This window comes from Bifidobacterium moraviense (assembly GCF_012932365.1).
Classification (GTDB): Bacteria; Actinomycetota; Actinomycetes; order Actinomycetales; family Bifidobacteriaceae; genus Bifidobacterium; species Bifidobacterium moraviense.
On the sequence record NZ_JAAIIH010000004.1, the window covers coordinates 71265 to 93363 of the forward strand.

Here is a 22099-nt window from a genome sequence, read left to right on the forward strand (position 1 = left end):
TCGACGCCGCCATGCTCAGGCGTCGAGCTTGGCGATGATGTTGGCGGAGATCTCCTTGATCTCGCCCACGCCGTCCACCGCGACGAGCTGGCCGCGGTCGCGGTAGATGTCCAGCAGCGGAGCGGTCTCCTTGGCGTAGGTCTCGAGACGCTTGGCGATGGCCTCGGGCGTGTCGTCCGAGCGGCCCTCGATCTGCGCGCGCTTGGCGATGCGCTCCATGAGCACGTCGTGATCGGCGTCCAGCGCGACGACCTTGTCGAGCGGGGTGCCCAGCTCCTCGAGGATCGCGTCGAGCGCCTCGACCTGTGCGGCGTTGCGCGGGTAGCCGTCGAGGATCCAGCCGTTCTTCGCGTCGTCCTGGGCCAGACGGTCCTTGACGATCTTGTTGGTCAGCTCGTCGGGGACCAGCTCGCCCTTGTCGGTGTACTTGAGCGCCTCGAGGCCGAGTGGGGTCTTGTTCTTGATGTTGTAGCGGAAGATGTCACCCGTGGAGATGGCGGGGATGTCGTAGTGCTCGGCGAGCAGCGCGGCCTGCGTGCCCTTGCCGACGCCCTGGGGACCCATGATCAGCAGACGCATGGTGATCTCTCTTTCTGGTTGTGCGGTGGTTGGAAAATCGCGGTGATACGGGAAGTCCCGTCGCGCGATGCGGCGGGACTTCATGACGAGCGGACGCTCAGTCCTTCTCGACGGCCTTGGCGTCGTCCTCGAAGAGGAAGCCGGCGTACTGGAACTGCTCGGTCTGGGCCTTGGCCTGGCGCAGGGTGTCGAGGCCGACGCCCGCGATGATCAGGATCGTGGTGCCGCCGAAGGGCAGCTGCTGGCTGATCTGCAGGGCCATGATGAGCACGGTCGGGATGAGGGCCACGAACAGCAGGTAGATGGCGCCCACGGTGTTGAGGCGGTTCATCACGTAGGTGAGGTAGGCGCTGGTGGCGCGACCCGCGCGGATGCCGGGGATGAAGCCGCCGTACTGCTTCATGTTGTCGGCCGTCTCGTCCGGGTTGAACGTGATGGACGTGTAGAAGAAGCAGAAGAACACGATCATCAGCGCGTACAGCGCGATGTACCACACGGAGGTGGTGGAGGCCAGGTTCGACTGGATCCACTGCACCCAGCTCTGATCGGAGCTGCCGAACTGGGAGATCAGGGTCGGGATGGCCAGGATGGACGACGCGAAGATCGGCGGGATCACGCCGGACATGTTGATCTTCAGCGGCAGGTAGGTGGAGGAGCCGCCGTACATCTTGCGGCCGATCATGCGGCGCGTGTACTGCACCGGGATGCGGCGCTGGGAGAGCTCCACGAAGTCCACGAAGATGAAGATGACGAGCAGCACGCCCACGACGATGCCGAACTTGGTCCAGTTGCCGTCGGTGCCGTTGGTGCCCCAGCCGATCTCCCACAGCTGCGGCAGGAAGCCGGAGCAGATGGACATGAAGATGAGGATGGACATGCCCTGGCCGATGCCCTTGTCCGTGATGAGCTCGGCCATCCACATGATCAGGCCGGTGCCGCCGGTCATGATGAGCACCATGACGAGCAGGTTCCACACGGAGCCGTCCGGGATGACGGACTCGGTGCAGCCGGAGAACAGGGCGCCGGAGCGGGCGGTGACGAGGATGGTGGTGGACTGCAGCACGGCGAGTCCGATGGTGAGGTAACGCGTGTACTGCGTGAGCTTGGCCTCGCCGGACTGGCCCTCCTTGTGCAGGGCCTCGAAGCGCGGGATCACCACGCGCAGCAGCTGGATCACGATGGACGCGGTGATGTACGGCATGACGCCCAGCGCGAAGATCGACAGCTGGAGCAGTGCGCCGCCGGAGAAGAGGTTGACCAGACCGATGAAGTCCTCGCTGCCGGCGGAGGCCATGCAGCTCTGCACCGCGGTGTAGCTCACGCCCGGGGTGGGGATGAACGAGCCGATGCGGTAGATGATGATGATGAAGAACACGAAGAAGATCTTCTTCCTGAGTTCCTTCGTTCTAAAGGCCTGGATAAGCGTCCTCACCTGATGTCCTCCTGAATACCGCTCCAATTGCGGAACGTCTACAAACACAAACTGTCAACGAGTCTACTCGCTCCTAGGACCAAACCCAACCCTTCGAGGTCGTCCGTGGAACGTTGCGGGCCGCTCGCGGGCCCTGCGCGCGTGTCGCCGCGCGCGACGCGACGTGGCGGATGCCTGCTGCGCGCCGAACTCGCACCGAATACGCAGATGACCCTCCCTGCGCCTTGCGGCGTGGGGAGGGTCATCTCATCGCTTGTTCAGCGCTTCCCCGAAAAGCTTACTCCTCGGAGACGGAACCGCCGGCGGCCTCGATCTTGGCCTTGGCGGAGGCGGAAGCCTTGACGCCCTTGATGTTCAGGGCGACGGCCAGATCGCCGTCACCGAGCACCTTCACCGGGGCGCCGTCGCGGACGAGGCCCTTGGCGACGAGGTCGGCCACGGTCACATCGCCACCGGCCGGGAACACCTCGGCCAGACGGGCGACGTTGACGACCTGGAACTCGACCTTGAAGGGGTTGCGGAAGCCACGGAGCTTCGGCAGGCGCATGTACAGCGGCAGCTGTCCGCCTTCGAAGCCCGGACGCACCTGGTAGCGGGCCTTGGTGCCCTTGGTGCCGCGGCCCGAGGTCTTGCCCTTGGAGCCTTCACCGCGGCCAACGCGGATGCGGTCCTTGTTGGCGCCCGGCGCGGGCTTGAGATCATGCATCTGCAGGATGGTGGTCTCTTCGTTAGCCATAATCAGTCAGCCTCCTCGACGGTGACCAGGTGACGCACGACGGCGATCTGGCCGCGGACGGCCTTCGTGTCCTCGCGGGTCACGGTCTTACCGATCTTGTTCAGACCCAGGGTCTGAGCAGCGGCGCGCTGCTTCGGGGTGGAATTCACCAGACCATGGTGCAGAGTGATGTTGATGTTGGCCATGCTCACTCACCATCCTTCTCTTCGGCGGCCTTGGCGGCAGCGGCTTCCTCGCGGGCCTTGCGGGCCTCGGCGATGCCGGCGGCGCGGGCGCGCAGGAGCGCGTCCGGAGCCACTTCCTCGAGGGTGAGGCCGCGGCGGGCCGCGATCTCCTCGGGCTCCTCGAGCTGCTTGAGGGCATCCACGGTGGCGCGGACCATGTTCACCGCGGTGGCGGAGCCCATGGACTTGGTCAGGATGTCGGTGATGCCGGCGCACTCCATGACGGCGCGGACCGGGCCACCGGCGATAACGCCGGTACCGGGGGCGGCGGGGCGCAGCAGGACGGTGCCTGCGGCGTCGTGACCGATCACCGGGTGGGTGACGGTGCCGCGCACGCGCGGGACGGAGAACATGTGCTTCTTGGCGTCCAGCTGGCCCTTGGCGATGGCCGCCGGGACCTCACGGGACTTGCCGTAGCCGACGCCCACGGTGCCGTTGCCGTCGCCGACCACCACGAGGGCGGCGAAGCTGAACGTACGGCCACCCTTGTGGGTCTTGGAGACGCGGTTGATGGTCACCACGCGATCGAGGAGCTCATCGCCCTTGTTCTCTTCGCGACGGTTGCGGCGCTCGCCGCGACGACCTTCACCGCGCTGGCCGCGACGGCCGCCGCGACGGTCGTCGTTGTTCTTGGTCTCTTCGGTGGCCACGGTGTTCTGGGTTTCTTCAGCCACTTGAGTTTCCTTTTCGTTGTCGCTCACAGTGCCAGACCTCCCTCGCGGGCGCCCTCAGCAACGGCTGCGACGCGACCGGTGTACTTGTTGCCGCCGCGGTCGAAGACCACTGCAGTGATGCCGGCCTCCTGGGCCTTCTTCGCGAGCAGCTCGCCGACGTGCTTTGCAGCCTCGGTCTTGGTGCCCTCGAAGCCCTGGAAATCGTTGTGCAGGGTGGACTCGGAAACGAGGGTGACGCCCTTGGTGTCATCCACGATCTGAGCGACCATGTGGCGGTTGGAACGGGTGACGACGAGACGCGGACGCTCGGGGGTGCCGACGATCTTCTTGCGAAGACGCGCGTGACGACGCTGGAGAGCGACCTTCTTGCCCTTACCGAAAATCTGGACGGTCATATTACTTACCAGCCTTTCCAGCCTTGCGCAGGATGTGCTCATCGGCATACTTGATGCCCTTGCCCTTGTAGGGTTCCGGAGCACGAAGCTTGCGGATGTTCGCCGCGACCTGGCCGACCTGCTGCTTGTCGGTGCCCTTCACCACGACCTCGTTCGGGTTCGGCAGCTCGAAGGTGATGCCTTCGGGAGCCTCGACCGTGATGGTGTGGGAGTAGCCGAGGGAGAACTCGATGCCCTTGCCCTTCATGGCGGCACGGTAACCGGTGCCGACGATGAGCAGGTGCTTCTCGTAGCCGTCGTGCACGCCCTTGACCATCGAGGCGATGATCGAGCGGGACAGACCGTGCTTGGCACGGGTCGGACGGAGGTCATCGGCCGGGGTGAGGATGATCTCGTTGCCCTCGACGACGGCGGTGATGCCCTCGGGGATCACGTAGGAGTCAGAGCCCTTGGCGCCCTTGGCGGCAAAGTTCTGACCGTCGATCGTGACTTCCACGCCAGCGGGAATGGTGACGGGGAGCTTACCAATATGCGATGCCATGTGTCAGCTCTCCTTTCTCACCACACGTAGGCGACGATCTCGCCGCCGATGCCCTTGTCCAGGCATTCCTTCTGGGTCAGCAGTCCCGACGAGGTCGAGATGATGGCGATGCCGAGGCCGCCCAGAGGCATGGGCAGGGAATCGGACTTCGCGTAGCGACGCAGGCCCGGCTTGGAGATGCGCTTGATGCCCTGCAGGGAGCGCTCGCCGTTCGGACCGTACTTGAGGGTGACCTCAAGGGTCTGGCCGACCTTCGCTTCCTTGGCGGAGAAGTCGGCGATGTAGCCTTCGCGCTTGAGGATCTGCGCGATGTTGGCCTTGAACTTCGAGTACGGCATGTCAACGGTGGTGTGCTTAGCCGCGCTCGCGTTACGCAGACGCGTAAGCATGTCTGCGATCGGATCTGTCATTGTCATTGTGGGCTTATGCCCTTTCTCGTCGTGGTTTCCGCCGCCTGCCCGATGGGCTGGGGCCGCGGACCTTCGGCGTCGATGTTTACCAACTGGACTTCGTCACGCCGGGCAGCTCGCCGCGGTGGGCCTTCTCGCGAAGGCAGACGCGGCACAGGCCGAACTTGCGGTACACGGAATGGGGACGACCGCACACCTGGCAGCGCGTGTAGGCACGCACCTTGAACTTCGGCTTGCCGGCCGCCTTGTTCTTAAGAGCGGTTTTTGCCATATCAGTTCTCCTTGAAGGGGAAGCCGAGGTGCTTGAGCAGCACGCTGGCTTCCTTGTCGTCCTTGGTGCTGGTCACCACGGTGATGTCCATGCCGCGCTGGTGATCGATCGAATCGGGATCGATCTCGTGGAACATGGACTGCTCCGTGAGGCCGAAGTTGTAGTTGCCCTGGCCGTCGAACTGGTTGCCGTTGATGCCGCGGAAGTCGCGGATGCGCGGCAGGGCCAGCGTCAGGAGACGATCGAGGAACTCCCACATGCGGTCGCCACGCAGGGTGACGTACGCGCCGATGGCCTGACCCTCACGCAGGTGGAACTGCGCGACGGACTTCTTGGCCTTGGTGATCTTCGGCTTCTGGCCGGTGATCAGGGTGAGGTCCTTGACGGCGCCCTCGATGAGCTTGGAGTCGCGGGCCGCGGCACCGACGCCCATGGAGACGACGACCTTCTGGAGACGCGCCACCTGCATCGGGTTGGAGTAGTTGAACTCCTTCTCGAGCTCGGGGATGATGACGTCCTTGTACTGCTGCTTCAAGCGCGGGACTGCAGGCGCTTCAACTGCGGTAGTATCGCTCATGCCAGCTCCTTGCCTGACTTCTTGGCCACGCGGACGCGCACGGTCTTCACCTTGCCGTCGCGGGCTTCTTCCTTCACGATCACGCCGACGCGGGTGGGCTTGCCGGTCTCCGGGTCGATCAGCATCACGTTGGAGCGATGGATCGGAGCCTCGACGGAGACGATGCCGGCCTGCTCGCCCTGCTGGGTGGCGCGCACGTGCTTCTTGACGATCTGCACGCCCTCGACGATCAGACGATCGTCCTTGAGCACGCGGAGGACCTTGCCCTCCTTGCCGCGATCCTTGCCGCGGATGACCTTGACCTGGTCGCCGGTCTTGATCTTGGCTACCATACTCAGATCACCTCCGGGGCGAGGGACACGATGCGCATGAACTTCTTGTCGCGAAGCTCACGGGCGATCGGTCCGAAAATACGAGTGCCCTTCGGTTCACGGCCGGAGCCGAGAATGACGGCGGCGTTCTCGTCGAACTTGATGTAGGAGCCGTCGACGCGACGGTGCTCCTTGACGGTGCGGACGACGACGGCCTTCACCACGTCACCCTTCTTGACCGACCCGCCGGGGATGGCGTCCTTGACGGAGGCGACGATCACGTCGCCCAAGCCGGCATAGCGTCGCTTCGATCCACCGAGCACGCGAATGGCAAGGAGTTCCTTGGCACCCGTGTTGTCGGCGACATGAAGCCGCGATTCCTGCTGAATCATTGATTCTCCTTAGCCGAGCTGGTTCTCCCCGCACACCGCGGCGCCACCAGCCAGTCTCCTGGTCAGTGGCGCCACGGTGTACGCGGAGCCTTGCCGAACTTGTTTACTTGGCGCGCTCGATGATGGATTCGAGACGCCAACGCTTGGTCTTGCTCAGAGGCCGAGTCTCCATAATACTCACAAAATCGCCAACGTGTGCGGCGTTTTGCTCATCATGGGCCTTGACCTTGCTGGTGGTGCGGACGACCTTGCCGTACAGCGGGTGGGTCGAACGCTGCTCGAGCTCAACCGTGATGGTCTTGTCCATGGAGTCGGACACGACGTAACCACGGCGAACCTTGCGGAAATTGCGCTGTTCCTCAGCCATGTTCACTTCTCCTCAGCCTTAGTCTCGGCGGACTCCTCGGCCGGCGTCGGGACGATGCCAAGCTCGCGCTCGCGCAGCACGGTGTACATGCGGGCGATGTCGTGCTTGACGGCCTTCAGACGAGAGGAGTTGTCGAGCTGACCGGTGGCCGCCTGGAAACGGAGGTTGAAGAGCTCCTCCTTGGACTTCTTGATGAAGTCCTCGATCTCAGCGTTGGTCTTCTCGGTCAGATTCTTGATGGAATATTCCTGGGTTCCGACTGCCATCAGATGTCACCGCCTTCACGAGCAATCACACGGCACTTCATGGGGAGCTTGTCGATCGCGCGACGCAGGGCCTCGCGAGCGACGTCCTCGGACACGCCGCCGATCTCGAAGAGCACACGGCCGGGGTGGATGTTGGCGATCCAGAATTCCGGAGCACCCTTACCGGAACCCATTCGGGCGCCGAGAGCGTGCTTGGTCAGCGGACGATCCGGGAAGATGTTGATCCACACACGACCGCCACGCTTGATGTAGCGGGTCATGGCGATACGGGCGGCCTCGATCTGACGGTTGGTCACGTAGGCCGGCGCCAGGGCCTGGATGCCGAAATCACCGAACGCGATCTCGGCGCCGCCCTTGGTCATACCACGACGGGTAGGACGGTGCTGCTTGCGGTACTTGGTCCTCTTTGGGATAAGCATCAGCTCACTCCTTCGTTTCCGTGGCGGCAGGGGCCTCGGCGGCGGCCGGAGCGGCCTGCTGCTGAGCCTCGGCGGAACGGTTGCCACGGCGCGGACGGCGATCGCGATCGCCACGGCGGCCGGGGCGGTTGTTCTGCTGAGCCTGCTGCTCTTCGAACTCACGCTCGGTCATATCGCCCTTGTAGATCCACACCTTCACGCCGATGCGGCCGTAGGTGGTGCGGGCCTCGAAGAAGCCGTAATCAATCAGGGCGCGCAGGGTCTGCAGCGGAACGCGACCCTCGCGGTAGAACTCGGAACGGCTCATTTCCGCACCGCCGAGGCGGCCGGAGAGCTTGATGCGGATGCCCTTGGCGCCAGCACGCATAGCGTCCTGCTGGGCCTTGCGCATCGCGCGGCGGAAGGTGACGCGGTTGGTCAGCTGCTCCGCGATGCCCTGAGCGACGAGCTGGGCGTCCAGCGCGGCGTTCTTGACCTCGAAGATGTTGAGCTGGACCTGCTTGCCGGTCATCTTCTCGAGCTTGGCGCGGACGCGCTCGGCCTCGGCGCCGCGGCGGCCGATGACGATGCCCGGGCGGGCGGTGTGGATGTCCACACGCACGCGGTCGCGGGTGCGCTCGATCACGATCTTGCTCACGCCGGCGCGCTCGAGGTCCTTGCTCATCTCCTTGCGGATCTGATCGTCCTCAAGCACGAAGTCGCGGTAGCGTTCGCCGGCCTTGGCGGAATCGGAGAACCACTTGGAGCGGTGGTTCTCGGTGATGCCCAGACGGTAGCCAAAGGGATTGATCTTCTGACCCATCTTTAGCGGGCTCCTTCCTTGTTGGCGACGACGACGGTGATGTGGGACGTGCGCTTGTTGATGCGGCCCGCACGGCCCTGGGCGCGAGCGCGGAAGCGCTTCATGGTCACGCCCTCATCGACGTAGGTCTCCTTGATGACCAGTTCGTTCTCGCGGAACGGCTCGTTGGCCTTGTCGGCCTTGACGCGCGCGTTGGCGATGGCGCTCTCCAGGACCTTGCGCACCGGGGTGGCGGCATCCTGCGGGGCGAACTTGAGGATGGTGATGGCTTCGGTCGCCTGCTTGCCTCGGATGAGGTCGACAACGCGGCGAGCCTTGCGAGGCGTCACGCGGACGTGACGGGCAATTGCTTTAGCTTCCATGTGTCTCTACTCTTCCTGCCTCAGCGGCGTGCTTTCTTGTCGTCCTTCACGTGACCCTTGAAGGTCTTGGTCGGGGCGAACTCTCCGAGCTTGTGGCCCACCATGGCCTCGGTGACGAACACCGGGACATGCTTGCGGCCATCGTGAACGGCGAAGGTGTGGCCGATGAAATCGGGGGTGATCATCGAGCGGCGCGACCACGTCTTGATGACGTTCTTCGTGCCCTTCTCGTTCTGCTCGTCGACTTTCTTCTGCAAGTGGGCGTCGACGAAGGGGCCCTTCTTGATGCTACGAGTCATCTTCTCGATACTCCCTTACTTGCGGTTCTTACCATTCGGACGGCGACGAACGATCATCTTGTTCGAAGCCTTCTTCGGACGGCGAGTACGAACCTCACCCTTGCCCCAAGGCGACACCGGCGGCTTGCCGCCGCGGGTACGACCGCCGTGCGGGTGGTCGACCGGGTTCATGGACTCACCACGGGTCCACGGACGCTTGCCGACCCAGCGGGCGCGGCCGGCCTTGCCGAGCTGGATGTTGGCGTGCTCCTCGTTACCCACCTCGCCGACGGTCGCGCGGCAGCGCGCGTCGACGTTGCGGATCTCGCCGGACGGCATACGCAGCTGGGCGTAGGCGCCGTCCTTGGCGACGAGCTGGACGGCGGCACCGGCGGAACGCGCGATCTTCGCGCCGCCGAGCGGGCGGAGCTCGATGTTGTGCACCACGGTACCGGTGGGGATGTTCTTCAGCGGCAGGTTGTTGCCCGGCTTGATGTCGGCCTGCTCGCCGGTCTCGATGCGGTCGCCCTGCTTGACGCCCTTCGGCGCGATGATGTAGCGCTTCTCGCCGTCGGCGTAGTGCAGGAGGGCGATGCGGGCGGAGCGGTTCGGATCGTACTCGATCTCGGCCACGGTGGCGGGCACGCCGTCCTTGTCCCAACGCTTGAAGTCGATGAGACGGTAGGCGCGCTTGTGGCCGCCGCCGCGGTGGCGGGAGGTCATACGGCCGTAGGAGTTGCGACCGCCGGTCTTGGTCAGCTTGCGAACCAGCGACTTCTCAGGCGTGGAACGCGTGATCTCGGAGAAATCCGAAACGGACGCGTTGCGGCGGCCTGCAGTCGTCGGCTTATAAACGCGGATAGCCATAATGTAGTTCTTCCTTTAACTTTTCTCGGCTAGCCTTCAGTTGCCGAAGATGTCGATCGACTGGCCCTCGGCCACGGTCACGATGGCGCGCTTCTGGTTGACGCGCTGACCGATGCCGAAGCGGCTGCGGGTCTTCTTGCCAGCACGGTTGAGCGTGTTGACGTTCGTCACCTTCACCTTGAAGATCTGCTCGATAGCCTGCTTGATCTGAACCTTGTTGGCGTCGTTGGCCACCACGAAGGTGTACTGGCCGCGGTCAGAGTTGGCGTAGCTCTTCTCGGAGACGACGGGCTTGATGATCACGTCGTATGCGGGGTTGTGAATAGCTGCCATGAGGATCAGGCCTCCTTGGTCTCGGCAGGAGCGGTCTTGGCAGCCACGAAGGCCTCGAAGGCCTCCTTGGTGAAGACGACGTCCTGGGCGGTGACCACGTCGTAGGTGTTGAGCTGATCGGCGAAAATCGGGTGCACGGTGGGCAGGTTGCGAACGGACAGCCACTCGTTCACGTTTTCGCGGGAGAGCACGACCGTGGTGAAACGGTTCTCGGTCACGGCAAGGGCCTTGACGGCGGCCTTGGTGGACGGAGTCTCGGCGACGCCGAAGTCGACCACGTGCACGCGACCGGCGTTGGCGCGGTCGGAGAGGACGTAGCGCAGGGCTGCGGCCTTCATCTTCTTGGGGGTGCGCTGGGAGTAGTCACGCGGCTGCGGGCCGTGGACGGTGCCGCCGTGGTACCACTGCGGGGCGCGGATGGAGCCCTGGCGGGCACGACCGGTGCCCTTCTGCTTCCACGGCTTCTTGCCGCCGCCGGAGACCATGCCACGGGTCTTGGTGGCGTGGGTGCCCTGACGGGCAGCGGCGAGCTGGGCGATGACGACCTGGTGGATCAGCGGGACGTGGTTCTGCACTTCCTCGGCGGAGAAGCCGAAGAGCTCAGCGGGGGCGTCCACCGTGCCGGCGGCCTGGCCCTGGGCGTCCGTGATGTTCAGAGCGATGTTAGCCATGAGTTATCAGGCTCCCTTCACTGCGGTGCGGACGAGGACGATGCTGCCCTTGGGGCCGGGGACGGCGCCCTTGAGAGCCAGCACGCCGTTCTCCACATCGGAGGACACGACGGTGAGGTTCTGCACGGTGGCGGTGACGTGGCCCATGCGGCCGGCCATGCGCTTGCCCTTGAGGATGCGGCCCGGGGTGGCGCAGGCGCCGACGGAACCGGGACGACGTTCGTTCTTGTGAGAACCGTGGGTACGACGGTAGGACTTGAAGCCCCAGCGCTTGATGGTGCCGGCGAAGCCCTTGCCCTTGGTGGTGCCGGTGACGTCGACCTCGGAACCCTCGGCGAACACCTCGGCGGTGATCTCCTGGCCGGGCTCGTAGGTCTCGGCGTCCTCGGTGCGCACCTCGACGAGGTGGCGACGCGGGGTGACGCCCGCCTTGGCGAAGTGGCCGGCGAGCGGCTTGGTCACCTTGGTGGGGTCGATCTGGCCGTAGCCGATCTGGACGGCCTTGTAGCCGTCGGTCTCCTCGGACTTGACGGCGGTCACCACGTTGGTGGAGACCTCCACCAAGGTGACGGGGACGAAGAAGCCATTCTCGTCCCAGACCTGGGACATGCCGAGCTTCTTGCCGAGCATAGCCTTGTGGCTGCCACGCTGCGAAGTCATGATGGTCTCCTCCTCCCTTACAGCTTGATCTCGATGTTGACGTCCGCCGGCAGATCGATGTGCATCAGCGAATCCACGGCCTTGGGGGTCGGGTCCACGATGTCGATGAGACGCTTGTGCGTGCGCATCTCGAAGTGCTCGCGGGAATCCTTGTACTTGTGAGGAGAACGGATAACGCAGAACACGTTCTTCTCGGTCGGCAGCGGAACGGGGCCAACAACAGTTGCGCCCGCGTTCGTCACCGTTTCGACGATCTTCTTCGCCGATTGGTCGATGACCTCGTGGTCATAGGACTTAAGCCTGATGCGGATTTTCTGTCCCGCCATTGCCGTCCGCCCTTTCTAGCGATTCGTTACTATTACCAACCTGCTTCTTCAAGGGCACCGGCGCGCATGACCCCCATTGGACACACGTCCTCATGGCGGCACACCACATCAGTGCGCGGAGTGAATCCGCGCTCGCTTTGTTATTTCCAATTTGCGAGCCCAAAAACAGGCAACTTGACTATTAAAGCACCATCCCTGCCCCTAGCAGAATTCGGGCGTGTCGCGCTTTGCGCGCCCCGCCCTCATGCCGTTTTCCTGCCCTCGCCTCCTTGGCGTCGGCTCGGCGTCGCCTACCGGCAGCCCACCGGGCTGCCGCCTTCACGGCGCCGTGGACGTGTCGCGCTTTGCATGCCCCGCCCTCATGCCGTTTTCCCGCCCGCGTCTCCCCGGTGTCGGTTCGACGTCGGCTCGGCATCGCATACCGGCAGACCACCGGCAGCCCCGCCCGTCACCGCCAATCTGCCTATCCTTGGCACGCGTTTCGCAAGAATCTGCAGATATGCGCTGATCGAAGCACTTTCGGGCTCCGTAGAACGCATTTCTGCATATTCCTGCGCAGCGCGTGCCAAGGATCGGCAGATCTGCATCGCATGGCGCCCGCCACCGGGATCACTCCCGCGACGGCTCCCGCCTCGCCCCGGGACGTTCGCGAACGGGTCAGAAACGGCAGACCCGACCAACCGTTCGCATGACGCACGATCCATCGTCCATTCGCTCGGCCACGCAGCGAGCGGATGGACGCGCGAGACAACCGCCGGCGGCGGTCATTCATCGGCGGGCACGGTCGCGACACGCGCACGCCCCACATTCGACCACAGGATCCGCAGGATTTCTTCGCACCGTGACTTTTCCCTACGCTTGGGTCATGCAACGCAACGACCGAATCGAATACACGCTACGACAAGCGGAGCAGGCCCGCATGTGCGCATGGACGAAGGACCGGACGCTACGCCAGTCCTTTCGCGGACGCGTCGAGACCGGCGAAATCGTCGCGGTACACCCCGACCTGTTCGCGCGTCCCGCATATTGGCAGAGCCTCGACTACCGCGAACGCATCATGCACACGCTGCGGGCGGTGCAGGACATGCACCCGGCATGGATATTCTGCAACGTCAGCGCCGCGGCGGCATGGGGACTCAATGAGACATATGCGATGCATGACTTCGTGCACCTGGCAGCGTCGCACGGCACGATGTCTCGCAATCGCGGCTATCGAAGATTCCACTACGTAGCGCCGTTGGACGTGCGCCGCAGCGACGGGGTACGCGTCACGGACCTGCTGCGGACCATGTTCGACTGCGCCCGATCGCTGCCGTTCCCGCAGGCGTTGGCGATCTGCGACGCCGCACTGCGCATCCATCGCATCGACAGGGAGGAGTTCATAGCGTACTGCGAGCGGCTGGGCAGTCGCTACGGCATACGACGAGCGCTGTTCGTGGCCTCGCATGTGGACGGACGCAGCGAGAACGGCGGCGAGTCGATACTGCGGGCACAGCTCATCGCGTGGGGATACGTCCCGCCCGAACTGCAGCAATGGTTCCGAAGCCCGTTGAACGGACAATCCTGGCGCGTCGATTTCCTATGGAGTCTGACGGACGGACGGCTGATCGTCCTCGAGCTGGACGGACGCGAGAAATACGAGAATCCCTCGATGACGGCCGGCGGCGACGCCGTGGACGTCGTGCTCGCGGAGAAGCGCCGCGAAGGCGATCTGATGCTCAACGGCAACGTCGGCATCGTGCGCACCACATACCGCGAAGTCACGCAGGAGCCATGGACGCTGCAGCGCAAGCTCGACATCGCGGGCGTTCCCAAAGGGGTGCCGCCCGTGATCCCGCCGTCGCCGTTCGTGCACTGATGCGTCCCGCGACACGTTCCGACGCGCACCGTCCCCGACGCGCACCGGACGCATGACACGGCGCTTCGTCTTCGCAAGGCAATGAGCGATGCAGCACCGTCGCCGCGATCACTATTGGGCGCCACGGAGCACGGTGGAGCACGGTGGCGCACGGTGGGCAATGCCATCGCATCGTGTCTCTCCGCCGCAAATGAGTCAAGGAAGCATTTCGCGGTGCGTCGATCATGTATTTCTGCCGATCCTTGGCATGCGAATCGCAAGGATCGGCAGAAATACGCGCTACGGCGGCTAAAACCGCTCCAATCAGCGCAGATCTGCCGATTCTTTGAAACCACATGCCGAGGATCGGCAGATCTGCATATCAGGGGGGACCGGAACAAACGGGAAGGCACGTCTGCCCGCAGGCAGGCGGAGGCAATGCGATCGGGCGGCAACGGATCGGACGATTCCGGAGAGTCAGGAGGCATCGGGGGAACGTCAGGAGGCGTCGGCGGGAACGTCAGAGGACATCGGCAAGAACGTCAGGAGGCGTCGGCCGGATAGAACGGGGCGGAGCAGCGGGCGCGGTTGATGCGCACGGCGGAGGCCATGCCGCCGTCGCCGTACGACGGATGCTCGAGAAAGCCGCGCGTGCGCATCGAATGCTGCCGCAGCTCGGGATGCACCTGCACGGCGTCCTCCCACATGCCCAGACGCTCGCCGGCCAGCGCGTCGAGCGCCAACAGCGCGGACTCCATGTGCGCGGCGTATGACGCGCGATGACGTTCGATGATCCGTCCCAGCAGCCTGGTGCGCCTGCGCATGCTCCTGACGTTGGAGCTGCCCGGCGCCGTGCGGTAGTTGATCAGCGGCTCCGGCACGATGCCCACGGCCGTGTCCTCGCCGCCCGCCTCCAGCAGGCGCAGCATGAACTCCCAGTCCTCGAAGCCCTCGCGCATCGTCTCGTCGTAGCCGCCGGCACGCTCCCACAGCTCGCGACGGAACACGCAATCGGCCGGGCAGGCGTTGCGCGGCAGGAAGTCCTCGATGCGGCCGCCGCCCGGACGCACCACGCAGTCCAGCACGCCGTAGCATTTGAGCCACGACGAGGCGGCCACCATATGCGGATCCGCATCGAGCAGCGCGACCGCGGAGGCAAGGAATCCCGGCATGAGCAGATCGTCGCCGTCCAGCACGCATATATATGGTGTGCGCGCCGCGGCGATGCCCGCGTTGCGCGCGGCCGATACACCGGCGTTGGTCTGCCGGATCAGCGTGACGCCGTCGAGCGCGGACAGTTCGTCCAGCGCGGCCACGGACGCGGGGTCCGTGGAGCCGTCGTCCACGACGATGACGCGCGCGGGGCACATGGTCTGGCGCAGCGCCGACCGGGCCGCGGCGACGGGCATGCGGCCCTGATCGAAGCTGGTGATGATGACGGTGACGTCCGATGCCGATGCCGCTGACGAAGACACCGCCACCGAAGACACCGACGCCGAAGACACCGACGCCGTGGCCGTCTCCGAAAATGTCTCCTCCGATTGCCGATGAGCGTTCATGCCACCGATCCTAGCGCCGCGGGACGCATTTCACTCGCGGATCCGCCCGCGCACGCCGCTGCGAGGGGATCTACCGGTCGCATTTTCGATTCGTGTGGTGGTTCTTCAGGGAACTGCCGGATAGCACCCGAGAACCACCACACGAATCGAAAATGCTACAGACGCCGGCGGCTCTTCCACGGCCTCATCGGCCGGTGAGCCGCCTCTGGCGCGGCCGGGACGCGTGCCTTATGGTGAAGGCATGAGCGCATCCATCGCGAAGAACATCGAACCGATCACCGAGCATCGGGCGAACGTGCTGTACCAGCACGGCACACTGGCGTTGCTGGTGCCCGGCCTGCTGGAGGGCACGACGACCATGGGCGAGCTGCTCGCGCAGGGCGACACCGGCATCGGCACCGGCGAAGGGCTCGACGGCGAGATCATCGTGCTCGACGGCAAGGCGTGGCGCGTGGGCCGCACGGGCGTCGTGGAGCCGGTGCCGGACGATTTCACGATGCCGTTCGCCACGATGCATCGCGCGGCGTTCCAGTACCAGTGCGAGCGCGCCGACATCGGCCTGGAGGAGCTGAACCGGCGCATCGTGGAGGCGAACGGGCGCGCGAACACGTTCTTCGCGGTGATCGTGCGCGGCACGTTCAGCTTCATGAAGACGCGCGCGGTGATCAAGCAGCAGGCGCCGTACCCCACGCTGGAGGAGGTGGCGGACCGGCAGGCGATCTTCCTCGGGCAGGACGTGCGCGGCACGATGCTCGGCTACTTCTCCCCCGTCATGTTCCATGGCGCCGCGGTGGCCGGATTCCACGAGCACTTCCTGGCCGACGACCATTCGATCGGCGGGCACGTGCTCGACGCGGTGCTGGAGCGCGGCGAGATCCACACGCAGGTGTTCGACACGCTGGTGCAGCATCTGCCGGTGGACAACCCCGAGTACCGCAACCACGACTTCACGCGCGACAACATCGCCGACGCGATCACCAAGGCGGAGGGCGATACGGCGAAATAGCCCGCAGGGCCACGCGGTCCCGCAGGCATCCGATCCCGAGTCGCGCCGCGCCGCGCCGAGCGGGACTCATGCCGAGGCGAGCACCAGTCCCATGCTGCCGGCGAATGAGACGAGGCCCGATACGCCTTCGACCGCGCCGGTGACGAGCGGGCGGATCGGCCGCAGCCGCCCGAGCAGCGGAAGTACGACCGCGCGTGCCAGCAGCAGCAACGCCACGGCGACGATCCACGGGCCGGCCTGCGATCCCAGCGAGGAATCGGGCCCGAGACCGAGCAGCGGCCCGAGCACGGACCACACGACGAACGCGGCGTGCCACGCCCACGAGACGGCGAGACGCCGCCGGCCGCCGCCCGAGCCGGACATCGTCCCGGCGAACAGCACCGAGCCGAACTGCGTGACGAAGAAGTAGCGGAACAGCGCCATGCCCATGTCGGACATCGGCGGGATCGACGACGTCCAGTCGCCCAAAGACACGGCGGACGCCGCGCCCGCGATGCCGCCGATGCCCGCACCCGCACCCGCACCCGAGCCGAGCATGCCGTAGGCGTAGGTGAGCGACGGCATCAGACTGGATGCGGCCACGACCATGCCCTTCGCCCACAGGGAGCGGTCCCGACGCCGGTAGGCGGCAACGAACGATGCGGCGATGAGCGCCGCGAACGCGGGCGCCCATGCGAGGACGCCGGGATGCAGCACGACGAACGGGACGCCGACCGCGGCGAGGGCGGCGCAGTAGACGAGGACCGGATTGCGGTAGCGGCGCGCGAACCCGGACCTGAGCCACCGGACGACGGTGAACTGCACGCAGTAGCACAGCACCCAGCAGGCCAGCAGCCAGAACGCGGCGACGGTCGGACGTCCGTATTCGGTGCCGGCGACGAGGCCGGCGAGGGCCGGGGCGGTGGCCGTCACCCATGCGACGGGATGGTCGGGGACCCATCGGCGCACGGTGGATCGGACGGTGGCGCGCATGCCGCGCCTGCTGCTTCTGGTACTGCTCATGGTCCATCACCATACGGGATGGACGGCTGAAACGGCGGATCTGCGGGGACATGCGCCGTCGGCGGCAGCAGCAGCAGCGTCGGCGGCAGCCGCACCGGATATGGGAAGGCCCCGGCTTCCCTGATGGAAGACCGGGGCCTGCGTCACTCAGCCGGTTCGGTCGGCTCCGCCGCCGGCGCCCTCAACGGGATTGCCGGCGGCATTGTCCGACGCGCGGGTCGCGCGGGTCAGACGCGCTGGGAGGCCTCCTCCGTGGCCGCCTCGCCCTCGCGCTCCACGCGGATGCGGTGGCCTTCGGCCTGAGGCACGCCGTAGTACGCGGCGATGGCGATGTCCTTCATGTCCTCGATCATCGGGATGCGCGGGTTGGCCGGGGTGCACTGGTCCTCGTAGGCGCGCATGCCGATCTGGTCGAGCACGCTCCAGAAGTAGTCCTCGTCCACGCCGGCGTCCTGGAAGGACTTGTTCATGCCGAGCTTGTTGTCGCGGTAGTCCTCCACGGCCTTCGCCAGGTTCTCGACGCCTTCGGCCGGGGTCTTGCCCGGGTCGATGCCGAGGTTGCGCGCGATGTCCTGGTAGCGCTCGGCGGCGATGTACTTGTTGTACTTCGGCCAGCTGGTGGGCTCCTCCGGGATCTCGCCGTTGTAGCGGATCACGTACGGCAGCAGGATGGAGTTGGTGCGGCCGTGCGCGATGTGGCACAGGGCGCCGATGGTGTGCGCCATGCCGTGGCACATGCCCAGGAACGCGGAGCCGAACGCCATGCCGGCCATGGTGGCGGCGTTGTGCATCTTCTCCTGCGCGGTGGTCTTGGCCAGGCCCGGTTCGCCGTTGACGGACTCCGCCAGGTTGTCCCAGATGAGCTTGGCCGCGTGCAGGGCCATGCCGTCGGTGAAGTCGTTGGCGTACACGGAGACGTAGGCCTCCATGGAGTGGGTCAGGGCGTCGAAGCCGGCGTCGGAGGCGAGCTTGCGCGGCTGGGTGCGGGCGAGCACCGGGTCCACGATGGCCACGGACGGGGTGAGCGCGTAGTCGGTGATCGGGTACTTGTAGCCGGTCTTGTGGTCGGTGATCACGGCGAACGGCGTCACCTCGGAGCCGGTGCCGGAGGAGGTGGGCACGCACACGAGCTTGGCCTTCTTGCCCAGCGGCGGGATCTTGAAGGCGCGCTTGCGGATGTCGAAGAACTTCTCGCGCACGTCGGAGAAGGAGATCTCCGGGTGCTCGTAGAGCAGCCACATGATCTTGGCCGCGTCCATCGGGGAGCCGCCGCCGACCGCGATGATGGTGTCCGGCTCGAACTCCTCGCGCATCATCTCGGCGCCGCGCTCGACGGTCTCGACGGAGGGCTCCGGCTCGACGTAGTCGATGATGCGGAAGGTGACGCGGTTGGAACGCGCGCGCAGCTGGTCGATGACCTTGTCGATGATGCCGAGCTGCTCCATGACCTTGTCGCACACGATGACGGCCTTCTCGATGCCGTACATGTCGCGCAGGTACTTGATGGCGTTCGGCTCGAAGTAGGTCTTGGCCGGGATCTTGAACCACTGCATGTTGTTGTTCCTCCGCGCGATGCGCTTGATGTTGATGAGGTTCACGGCCTGCACGTTGCCGGAGACGGAGTTGCCGCCGTAGGAGCCGCAGCCCAGGGTGAGGGACGGGGCGATGGCGTTGTAGATGTCGCCCACGCCGCCCAGCGAGCTCGGCTGGTTCCAGATGATGCGGCAGGCGTGCATGCGCAGGCCGTACTCGCGCACCAGATCCTGGTTGTTGGTGTGGATGGCGGCGGTGTGGCCGGCGCCGAGCCTGAGCATGGCCTCGCACATCTCGAACGCCTGCTCCTTGGAGTCGGCCTTGAGGACGGCCTGCACCGGGGCGAGCTTCTCGTGGGTGAGCGGCTCGTTGTCCGAGACCTCGGTGCACTCGGCGGCGAGGATGGTGGCGTCCTCGGGGATCTCGAAGCCGGCGGCGCGGGCGATGAACTGCGGGGACTTGCCCGGCACCACGGAGTTGAGCCTGGGGGTGCCGCCGGAGAACGAGGTGCAGCCGAACATGTACTGCTCGAGCTTGGCCTTCTCCTCCGCGTTCACGAAGTAGGCCTTGCGGCGCTTGAGCTCCTTGACGAGCGGCGCGTAGACGTCCTTGTGGGCGATGATGGCCTGCTCGGTGGCGCAGATCATGCCGTAGTCGAAGTGCTTGGACAGGATGAGGTCGTTGGCGGCGCGCACGATGTCCACGTCCGCGTCCACGTAGGCCGGGGCGTTGCCGGCGCCCACGCCGAGGGCGGGCTTGCCGGAGGAGTACGCGGCCTTGACCATGCCGGGGCCGCCGGTGGCGAGGATGGTGGCGATGCCCGGGTGCTTCATCAGGGCGCCGGTGGCCTCGATGGACGGGTGCTCGATCCACTGGATGCAGTTGGCGGGGGCGCCGGCCTCGATGGCGGCGTCGCGCACGATCTTCGCGGCGGCCACGGAGGAGTTCTGCGCGCCGGGGTGGAAGCCGAAGACGATCGGACAGCGGGTCTTCAGCGCGATGAGGGACTTGAAGATGGCGGTGGAGGTGGGGTTGGTGACCGGGGTGACGCCGGCGACCACGCCCACGGGCTCGGCGACCTCGTCGATGCCCATGATGTCGTCCTCGCGGATCAGGCCCACGGTCTTCTGGCCGGCCATGTAGTGGGTGACGTGCTCGCACGCGAAGATGTTCTTGGTGGCCTTGTCCTCCACGAGGCCACGGCCGGTCTCCTCGACGGCCATCCTGGCGAGCACCAGGTGCTTGTTCAGCGCGGCGACGGACGCCTTGGCGACGATGTGGTCGACCTGCTGCTGGTCGAGCTTCTCGAACTCGTCGAGCGCGACGAGCGCCTTCTTCACGAGCGCGTCGACCTCGGCCTCCGCGGCCGCCTGCTTCTCCTCCGGAGTCGGCTTGGTGGGCTCGACGGCCTCGGTGTTCTGCTTCGCTTCTGCCACGATATCCTCCTTGATGGATGACGGTTGTTGGGCAAAGTCCGTGTTCGTTTGTCCGGCGTCTCCGCCGTTCGCCTCATGGCGATGCCGTCACATGCGATGTGACCTGAGTCACAATGTACCGAAGAGCGCCACGCGCCGCATCGAGGTCATGTGTCGTGCGCTTGATGTTCGATTACGAGCTGTTTTTGTGAGTAAATATCGTTGAAACTCACATTCACTAGCGGAAATATGGCTATTTGATACCTTCTGTTCGCTTTCCGCCCCTACATCACACCATTCCACGGCGCGCCACGATGCCACTTCCATAAAGCGACTTTCCTTATTGTCGGAACGATGTAGTATTTCGATAAAACAATTTTATGAAAGTACGTCGCGGCATCGCCGCCGCGGCGAGGAAGGCCCGTCCCATGTCAGCCGCATCCACTCCGGCCGCGCGCACGCACACCACGCCGGCACCGCTCCCGCAGGCACCCGCACCCGCACCCGCCCGCGCCACGACGCCGGACGACGTGCGCCGCCGCAACCGGGCCGCGATGCTCCGCTACCTGTACGGACGCGAACGCGTCACCCGCCAGGAGCTGGCCGCGAATCTGGGCCTCAGCCTGCCCACCGTCACGCAGAACCTGCACGCCATGCTGGAGGAGGGTCTGGCGATGCCCGGGGACGCGCTCTCCTCCACCGGCGGGCGCAGGGCGCGCGGCTACGCGTTCAACCCCCGGCATCGCCTCGCCGTGGGCGCGCAGGCCGGCCCCACGACGCTGCTGCTGCGCGCGGTGGACCTGTACGGCAACGTGGTCATGGAGCGCGTCCGATCGCTGCCGTACCGCGCGGACGTCGCCTACCGCCAGCGCGTCGGCGGCATCGTGGGCGAATTCGCGGCGGAATGCGGGGCGGTGATCGGCGCCGGCGTCTGCCTGCCGGATGCGGCCGGCGCGGGCGCGGAACATCGACCGGACCACGCGCGGACGCCCGCCGCGCAGTCACCCGCCGCACGGACGCCCGCCGCGCAGCCGTTCGCCGTGCAGTCGTCTCCCGCACAGCAGCCGCCCATCTCGCAGCCGTCCGCCGCGCAGTCCGTCGCCGTCGCCTTCGCCCGGCACTCCCCCGCCCCATGCGCCACGGTGCGCCCGCCGCAGGCCGCCGCCTTCGCCGAGCTCTGGCACGACCGCACGCTGCGCAACGCCCTGTGCATCTATCTGGACCGCCGCCCCTCCGGCGCGATGATCGTGAACGACTCCGTGCTGCCCGGCTGCGCCATCGAGCACATGACGCTGGTGCCGGGAGGGCGCGAATGCCGCTGCGGCCGGCGCGGGTGCATGGACGCCTACTGTTCGCTGGAGACGCTGCCGGAGGACTACGAGAGCATCCCGGGCTTCTTCAGCGTGCTGGAACAGGGCGAGACGCATCACCGCGAACGCATGAACCGGTGGCTGGACCATGTGGCGCTGGCCATCGCCAACGCGCGATCCGTGGTGCCGGGGGACGTGATCGTGGGCGGGGAGGCCGCGCAGTACCTGGACGACGCGGACATCGCCGCACTCACGCGACGCGTGGCGGATCTCGACGCGCAAAGCGTCGGCGGCCACGCGGACGCCAACGTCATGAACGACGACGCGTACGGCACCGGTGCAGACGCCAACACAGGCGCCGACGCGCACGGCACCGGCGGCACGGGTCCCGCCCTCACGCTGCGCACCGCGTCCTGCGACGACGGCGCATGCGCGACGGGCGCGGCGCTGCGGTTCGTGAGGCCGTACCTGGACGGCCTGTTCGGCGTCTGACCGGCCGTGCCGTGCATGGCGGAACCGCGGGCGCCGGGCCCGAAACCCGCCG

29 protein-coding genes are annotated in these 22099 nt (G+C 65.9%); 3 read left to right on the top strand and 26 right to left on the bottom strand.

Features of this window, described 5'->3' with window-relative positions:
• Positions 1 to 15: 15 nt before the first annotated feature.
• The 23 genes from G1C96_RS04310 to rpsJ all read right to left on the bottom strand — a co-directional run bounded on the left by G1C96_RS04310 (position 16) and on the right by rpsJ (position 11893).
• Positions 16 to 579, bottom strand: coding sequence for an adenylate kinase (locus G1C96_RS04310; RefSeq protein WP_169275426.1), 564 nt, complete (start codon positions 577 to 579; stop codon positions 16 to 18).
• A gap of 97 nt (positions 580 to 676) precedes the next feature.
• Entirely contained in the window at positions 677 to 2011 is a 1335-nt protein-coding gene (gene secY / locus G1C96_RS04315) for a preprotein translocase subunit SecY (RefSeq protein WP_169275427.1), read from the bottom strand.
• Between the two features lie 277 nt (positions 2012 to 2288).
• Positions 2289 to 2747: a 50S ribosomal protein L15 gene (gene rplO / locus G1C96_RS04320; protein WP_169275428.1), complete on the bottom strand. Its 459-nt coding sequence runs from the start codon at positions 2745 to 2747 to the stop codon at positions 2289 to 2291.
• 2 nt (positions 2748 to 2749) lie between these two features.
• Positions 2750 to 2932 carry a 50S ribosomal protein L30 gene (gene rpmD / locus G1C96_RS04325; RefSeq protein WP_169275429.1) on the bottom strand — a complete coding sequence of 61 codons (183 nt, stop codon included), beginning with the start codon at positions 2930 to 2932 and terminating at the stop codon, positions 2750 to 2752.
• Positions 2933 to 2934: 2 nt separating this feature from the next.
• Positions 2935 to 3672 (bottom strand): 30S ribosomal protein S5, encoded by a 738-nt coding sequence (gene rpsE / locus G1C96_RS04330; RefSeq protein WP_169275430.1) that lies wholly within the window; start codon positions 3670 to 3672, stop codon positions 2935 to 2937.
• Positions 3669 to 4040: a 50S ribosomal protein L18 gene (rplR, locus tag G1C96_RS04335; protein WP_169275431.1), complete on the bottom strand. Its 372-nt coding sequence runs from the start codon at positions 4038 to 4040 to the stop codon at positions 3669 to 3671. Before rplR ends, rpsE begins: the two co-directional genes overlap by 4 nt.
• Before the next feature lies 1 nt (position 4041).
• Positions 4042 to 4581 (bottom strand): 50S ribosomal protein L6, encoded by a 540-nt coding sequence (rplF, locus tag G1C96_RS04340; protein ID WP_169275432.1) that lies wholly within the window; start codon positions 4579 to 4581, stop codon positions 4042 to 4044.
• Positions 4582 to 4598: 17 nt separating this feature from the next.
• Entirely contained in the window at positions 4599 to 4997 is a 399-nt protein-coding gene (rpsH, locus tag G1C96_RS04345) for a 30S ribosomal protein S8 (RefSeq protein ID WP_169275433.1), read from the bottom strand.
• 79 nt (positions 4998 to 5076) lie between these two features.
• The gene (locus tag G1C96_RS04350) at positions 5077 to 5262 is read right to left on the bottom strand and encodes a type Z 30S ribosomal protein S14 (protein ID WP_033493929.1); all 186 of its coding nucleotides are present in this window, start codon (positions 5260 to 5262) and stop codon (positions 5077 to 5079) included.
• Between the two features lies 1 nt (position 5263).
• On the bottom strand, positions 5264 to 5839 hold the full coding sequence (rplE, locus tag G1C96_RS04355) for a 50S ribosomal protein L5 (protein ID WP_169275434.1): 576 nt from the start codon (positions 5837 to 5839) through the stop codon (positions 5264 to 5266).
• A complete protein-coding gene (rplX, locus tag G1C96_RS04360; protein WP_169275435.1) occupies positions 5836 to 6171 on the bottom strand; it encodes a 50S ribosomal protein L24 in 336 nt (111 codons plus the stop codon). The genes rplE and rplX overlap by 4 nt, the downstream gene beginning before the upstream one ends.
• 2 nt (positions 6172 to 6173) lie before the next feature.
• The gene (rplN, locus tag G1C96_RS04365; protein WP_169275436.1) at positions 6174 to 6542 is read right to left on the bottom strand and encodes a 50S ribosomal protein L14; all 369 of its coding nucleotides are present in this window, start codon (positions 6540 to 6542) and stop codon (positions 6174 to 6176) included.
• Positions 6543 to 6645: 103 nt separating this feature from the next.
• On the bottom strand, positions 6646 to 6909 hold the full coding sequence (gene rpsQ, locus G1C96_RS04370) for a 30S ribosomal protein S17 (RefSeq protein ID WP_169275437.1): 264 nt from the start codon (positions 6907 to 6909) through the stop codon (positions 6646 to 6648).
• Positions 6910 to 6911: 2 nt separating this feature from the next.
• Entirely contained in the window at positions 6912 to 7175 is a 264-nt protein-coding gene (gene rpmC / locus G1C96_RS04375) for a 50S ribosomal protein L29 (protein WP_169275438.1), read from the bottom strand.
• Entirely contained in the window at positions 7175 to 7594 is a 420-nt protein-coding gene (rplP, locus tag G1C96_RS04380; protein WP_169275439.1) for a 50S ribosomal protein L16, read from the bottom strand. Before rplP ends, rpmC begins: the two co-directional genes overlap by 1 nt.
• A gap of 4 nt (positions 7595 to 7598) precedes the next feature.
• A complete protein-coding gene (rpsC, locus tag G1C96_RS04385) occupies positions 7599 to 8396 on the bottom strand; it encodes a 30S ribosomal protein S3 (RefSeq protein ID WP_169275440.1) in 798 nt (265 codons plus the stop codon).
• A gap of 2 nt (positions 8397 to 8398) precedes the next feature.
• Positions 8399 to 8758: a 50S ribosomal protein L22 gene (gene rplV / locus G1C96_RS04390; RefSeq protein WP_169275441.1), complete on the bottom strand. Its 360-nt coding sequence runs from the start codon at positions 8756 to 8758 to the stop codon at positions 8399 to 8401.
• Between the two features lie 20 nt (positions 8759 to 8778).
• Complete coding sequence (gene rpsS, locus G1C96_RS04395; RefSeq protein ID WP_003814508.1) at positions 8779 to 9057, bottom strand: 30S ribosomal protein S19; 279 nt, start codon at positions 9055 to 9057, stop codon at positions 8779 to 8781.
• A 15-nt stretch (positions 9058 to 9072) separates the two neighbouring features.
• Positions 9073 to 9903 carry a 50S ribosomal protein L2 gene (gene rplB, locus G1C96_RS04400; protein ID WP_169275442.1) on the bottom strand — a complete coding sequence of 277 codons (831 nt, stop codon included), beginning with the start codon at positions 9901 to 9903 and terminating at the stop codon, positions 9073 to 9075.
• 36 nt (positions 9904 to 9939) lie between these two features.
• Complete coding sequence (rplW, locus tag G1C96_RS04405; protein ID WP_169275443.1) at positions 9940 to 10236, bottom strand: 50S ribosomal protein L23; 297 nt, start codon at positions 10234 to 10236, stop codon at positions 9940 to 9942.
• 5 nt (positions 10237 to 10241) lie between these two features.
• Entirely contained in the window at positions 10242 to 10907 is a 666-nt protein-coding gene (gene rplD / locus G1C96_RS04410) for a 50S ribosomal protein L4 (RefSeq protein ID WP_169275444.1), read from the bottom strand.
• A 6-nt stretch (positions 10908 to 10913) separates the two neighbouring features.
• Positions 10914 to 11567, bottom strand: a complete 654-nt coding sequence (gene rplC / locus G1C96_RS04415) for a 50S ribosomal protein L3 (protein WP_169275445.1) — start codon at positions 11565 to 11567, stop codon at positions 10914 to 10916.
• A 17-nt stretch (positions 11568 to 11584) separates the two neighbouring features.
• A complete protein-coding gene (gene rpsJ, locus G1C96_RS04420) occupies positions 11585 to 11893 on the bottom strand; it encodes a 30S ribosomal protein S10 (RefSeq protein WP_003827292.1) in 309 nt (102 codons plus the stop codon).
• A 688-nt stretch (positions 11894 to 12581) separates the two neighbouring features.
• Here rpsJ and G1C96_RS04425 point away from each other — a divergent pair.
• On the top strand, positions 12582 to 13751 hold the full coding sequence (locus G1C96_RS04425; protein ID WP_169275446.1) for a type IV toxin-antitoxin system AbiEi family antitoxin domain-containing protein: 1170 nt from the start codon (positions 12582 to 12584) through the stop codon (positions 13749 to 13751).
• Between the two features lie 521 nt (positions 13752 to 14272).
• On the opposite strand, the gene G1C96_RS04430 is transcribed toward G1C96_RS04425, so the two are convergent.
• Positions 14273 to 15205: a glycosyltransferase family 2 protein gene (locus G1C96_RS04430; RefSeq protein WP_335341923.1), complete on the bottom strand. Its 933-nt coding sequence runs from the start codon at positions 15203 to 15205 to the stop codon at positions 14273 to 14275.
• A 325-nt stretch (positions 15206 to 15530) separates the two neighbouring features.
• Between G1C96_RS04430 and budA the strand changes: the two genes are divergently transcribed.
• Positions 15531 to 16295 (top strand): acetolactate decarboxylase, encoded by a 765-nt coding sequence (gene budA, locus G1C96_RS04435; protein ID WP_169275448.1) that lies wholly within the window; start codon positions 15531 to 15533, stop codon positions 16293 to 16295.
• 66 nt (positions 16296 to 16361) lie between these two features.
• On the opposite strand, the gene G1C96_RS04440 is transcribed toward budA, so the two are convergent.
• On the bottom strand, positions 16362 to 17297 hold the full coding sequence (locus G1C96_RS04440; RefSeq protein WP_169275449.1) for a YwiC-like family protein: 936 nt from the start codon (positions 17295 to 17297) through the stop codon (positions 16362 to 16364).
• Between the two features lie 227 nt (positions 17298 to 17524).
• Positions 17525 to 20266: a bifunctional acetaldehyde-CoA/alcohol dehydrogenase gene (gene adhE / locus G1C96_RS04445; RefSeq protein ID WP_169275450.1), complete on the bottom strand. Its 2742-nt coding sequence runs from the start codon at positions 20264 to 20266 to the stop codon at positions 17525 to 17527.
• A gap of 407 nt (positions 20267 to 20673) precedes the next feature.
• On the opposite strand from adhE, the gene G1C96_RS04450 reads away from it, so the two are divergent.
• A complete protein-coding gene (locus tag G1C96_RS04450; RefSeq protein WP_205832046.1) occupies positions 20674 to 22047 on the top strand; it encodes an ROK family transcriptional regulator in 1374 nt (457 codons plus the stop codon).
• Positions 22048 to 22099: the final 52 nt, after the last annotated feature.